General features: G+C 65.3%; 6 protein-coding genes. 5 read left to right on the plus strand and 1 reads right to left on the minus strand.

The genetic code is table 11. The features are described 5' to 3' along the window. The 3 genes from FFS60_RS28355 to trxA form a co-directional block, all read left to right on the plus strand. Window positions 1-312 (plus strand): YbaY family lipoprotein (locus FFS60_RS28355; RefSeq protein WP_137823879.1); only part of this gene is annotated, 312 nt, incomplete at its 5' end. Beyond that, window positions 309-962, plus strand: a complete 654-nt coding sequence (locus tag FFS60_RS28360) for a methyltransferase (RefSeq protein WP_137823880.1) — start codon at window positions 309-311, stop codon at window positions 960-962. The genes FFS60_RS28355 and FFS60_RS28360, both read left to right, overlap by 4 nt. A gap of 269 nt (window positions 963-1,231) precedes the next feature. After that, window positions 1,232-2,101 carry a thioredoxin gene (trxA, locus tag FFS60_RS28365; RefSeq protein WP_137823881.1) on the plus strand — a complete coding sequence of 290 codons (870 nt, stop codon included), beginning with the start codon at window positions 1,232-1,234 and terminating at the stop codon, window positions 2,099-2,101. 119 nt (window positions 2,102-2,220) lie between these two features. On the opposite strand, the gene FFS60_RS28370 is transcribed toward trxA, so the two are convergent. Beyond that, entirely contained in the window at window positions 2,221-2,568 is a 348-nt protein-coding gene (locus tag FFS60_RS28370) for a hypothetical protein (RefSeq protein WP_137823882.1), read from the minus strand. A gap of 103 nt (window positions 2,569-2,671) precedes the next feature. Between FFS60_RS28370 and FFS60_RS28375 the strand changes: the two genes are divergently transcribed. Both FFS60_RS28375 and FFS60_RS28380 read left to right on the plus strand, forming a co-directional pair. After that, entirely contained in the window at window positions 2,672-3,244 is a 573-nt protein-coding gene (locus FFS60_RS28375; protein WP_137823883.1) for a DUF2796 domain-containing protein, read from the plus strand. Between the two features lie 39 nt (window positions 3,245-3,283). After that, on the plus strand, window positions 3,284-3,704 hold a 421-nt coding region (locus FFS60_RS28380; RefSeq protein WP_137823884.1), incomplete at its 3' end, for an ATP-binding cassette domain-containing protein.

Raw genomic sequence — 3,704 nt, forward strand, 5'->3', positions numbered from 1 at the left:
GCCCACATGCGCGAACTCAGCGGTGTGCTACAGGCGCCGCCCGCCGGCAGCGAGGTGGAACTGGCGCTGATGTCGATCGATTCCCGCGACCGCCCGCAGCGCCTGCTCGGCAGCCTGGTGTTGAATGGCAATGGCGGCCCCCTGCCCTTCCGCCTGCTGTTCAACCCAGGGTCCTTTCCCCGCGGTGAGCGCGTGGAGCTGCGCGGCCGCGTCAGCCTGTCCGGACAGTTGATCCTCAAGATGCAGCCGCGCCTCATCCTGCAGCCTGAAAGCCAATCCCTCGGCCCTCTGCAGATGGTGCCGGCACCATGAACGCCCCGGAATCGCTACAGCAGGCGCTGACCCAACTGCTGGGCGACGCCAGCCTCAGTGCGGAAACCCTGCCCGGCACCGATCTCAAGCTCTGGCTCATCGACGCCAACAACATGGACCGCGCCTTCAGCCCCGAAGAGACCCGGCGCATCCTCGAAGAACCGCCTTACTGGTGCTTCTGCTGGGCCAGCGGCCTGGCCCTGGCACGCTGGCTGGCCGAGAAGCCCGAGTGGGTAGCCGGCAAGCGCGTGCTGGACTTTGGCGCAGGCTCCGGCGTTGCCGCCATTGCCGCCGCCAAGGCCGGCGCCGCCGAAGTGGTCGCCTGCGACCTCGACCCACTGGCCCTGGACGCCTGTCGCGCCAACGCCTCCCTTAACGGAGTGGAGCTAAGCTACTCGGCGGACTTCTTTCAGGAAGAGGACCGCTTCGACCTGATCATCGTCGCCGACGTGCTCTACGACCGCGCCAACCTGCCCCTGCTCGACCACTTCCTCACGCGCGGCCGCCAGGCCCTGGTGGCCGACTCACGGGTCCGCGACTTCCAGCACCCGCTCTACACGCGCCTCGCCATTCTGGACGCCTGCACCTGGCCGGACCTGGCTGAGCCGGCGGAATTCCGCAATGTGAGCCTGTATCACGCGATTCGGTAAGGCAGAGCACCTTGGCGGGGGAGACGTCGTGGGGGCGAATTCATTCGCCAAGGAGCGCACAGCGCTCCCTCGTATCGCTCCGGCTAGGTATTAGATCGTCCCGACCTGGCTCGGAGTCGGGGCACCCCTGCGGGGTGCTTGGCGAATAAATTCGCCCCCACAGGTGAAGCAGGCCGTGCCATCTGCAAGCTCCGAGCTCGTGCAGGCATATTCATCCCCCGCCGCCGGCCTTATGATTCGCCCATCCTTTCGCGCTTTCGAGAGCCCAGATGAGCGACATTCCCTACATCTTCGATACCACCGGCGCCGACTTCGACCAGGCGGTGATCCAGAACTCCTTCCACAAGCCCGTGCTGGTGGATTTCTGGGCCGACTGGTGCGCCCCCTGCAAAGCGCTGATGCCGCTTCTCGCGCAGATCGCCGAGTCTTACCAGGGCGAACTGCTGCTGGCCAAGGTCAATTGCGATATCGAGCAGGACATCGTCATGCGCTTCGGCATCCGCAGCCTGCCGACCGTGGTGCTGTTCAAGGACGGCCAGCCGGTGGACGGCTTCGCCGGCGCGCAGCCGGAATCAGCCATCCGCGCCATGCTCGAACCCCACGTACAGATGCCGGCTACGCCCCAGGGCAATCTGCTGGACGCCGCCCAGGCCGCGTTCAATGAAGGCCGCATCAGCGAAGCCGAGAACCTGCTGAAGCAGTTGCTGACCGACGACAACACCAACGCCGCCGGCCTGATCCTCTATGCCCGCTGCCTCGCCGAGCGCGGCGAACTGGGCGAAGCGGAAACCGTGCTCAATGCGGTGAAGAGCGACGAGCACAAGCAGGCTCTCGCCGGCGCCCGTGCCCAGCTGACCTTCCTCCGCCAGGCCGCCGACCTGCCGGAAGTGGCCGACCTGAAATCACGCCTGGCACAGGATGCCGGCGACGACGAGGCGGTCTACCAATTGGCGATCCAGCAACTCTCCCGCCAGCAGTACGAGCCGGCGCTGGACAGCCTGCTCAAGCTCTTCGTGCGCAACCGCAGCTATTGCGAGGGTTTGCCCCACAAGACCTTGCTGCAGGTGTTCGACCTGCTGGGCAACGACCACCCGCTGGTCACTACCTACCGCCGCAAGCTCTACAACGCGATCTACTGATCGAGCATCCGTAGGTTGGCGCAGAGCGCAGCGAAGCCCAACGAGCAGAGTTCGACTCTGCTCGCTGCGCTTCGTGAAACTCGGCCCAACCTGCAAGGGCAGCTCGGCGCATCGACTGCTCACCCCTTCCAGATATAAAGGGGTGCATCCGTCCCTGCTTCCATATGTACCTGGTCACAGTGGCGCAGGCGCACCAGCAGGCGCTTGCCCGCCGCCACGCCGCCGGCCAGCGCTTCCAGTTCCGCCAACAGGCGCGGCCCCTCCATCTGCCCGGCCTCGCGCAGAAGTTGCTGGGCGGTATCCCAAAGGGCGTCATTGTGCTGGCCGCTCGAAGCCTTCGCCGCCATCGGAGCCTGGGCCATCACGTCGGGCGACAGGCGGCTGGCCAACTGGTCCCAGTCTTCGGCATCCATTTCCACCGTCAGGTCCACCGGCCAGTCGCCGATCTGTCCGCGTATGCGCAGCATGTCCAACTCCTCCAGAAACGAATACGCAATGCTCCCACGGCGCTGGCGGGCTGCCTACATTTGTTATAACGTAACGAACATTTTCCCATCCCGGAGACCCTCCATGTGCCGCCTGCTGCTTGCCCTGCCCTTTGCCTTGCTGCCCCTGGCCGTCGCCCAGGCCCAGCCCCATGAACACGAGCATGACCACGAGCAAGGCAGCCTCAGCGCCCACGAGCACGGCGTGGCGCAATTGAACGCCGCGCTGGACGGCAAGACTCTGGAGCTGGAGCTGGAAAGCCCTGCGATGAACCTGGTCGGCTTCGAGCACGCAGCCAAAAGCGACGCGGACAAGGCCAAGGTCGCTGCCGCCCGTGCCGAACTGGACAAGCCCATGGAGCTCTTCGCCCTCCCCGCAGCGGCCGGTTGCAAGGTCGCATCCAAGGAACTGGAAAGCCCGCTGTTCGGTGATGATCACGATCACGACGAGCACGCCAAGGGCCATGACCAGGAACACAGCGAAATCCACGCCCACTATCGGTTCGACTGCGCAAGCCCCGAGCAGTTGAAGTCGCTCGACCTGGCAGAGCTGTTCAAGCGCTTCCCCGCGACCGAGAAAATTCAGGTACAACTGATCGGCCCGAACGGCCAGCAAGGCGCGGAACTCTCCAGGTCCAGCACCAGCCTGAGCTTCTAACTTCTCCTGAACCGACCGGGGCAACCCGGTCGTTTTCCCATGAGCCAGACACTGATCGAACTCCAGGGGCTGGGCTTTGCCTGGCCCGGCCACCCGGAACTGCTGGATATTCCCGAGTTCCGCCTGCAACGGGGTGAAAGCCTCTTCCTCAAGGGCCCCAGCGGCAGCGGCAAGACCACCTTGCTCGGACTGCTCGGTGGCGTGCAGAAGCCCGGCCGCGGCAGCATCCGCTTGCTCGGCCAGGATTTGACGAAGCTATCCGCGAGCGCCCGCGACCACTTCCGCGTGGACCACACCGGCTACATCTTCCAGCAGTTCAACCTGTTGCCCTTCCTCTCGGTGCGGGAGAACGTCGAACTGCCCTGCCGCTTCTCGCGCCTGCGCGCCGAGCGTGCCCGTCAGCGCCACGGCAGCGTCTATGCAGCCGCCGCCACCCTGCTGCGTCACCTCGGTCTAAAGG

This window comes from Pseudomonas sp. D(2018) (assembly GCF_005502555.1).
Lineage (GTDB): Bacteria > Pseudomonadota > Gammaproteobacteria > Pseudomonadales > Pseudomonadaceae > Metapseudomonas > Metapseudomonas resinovorans.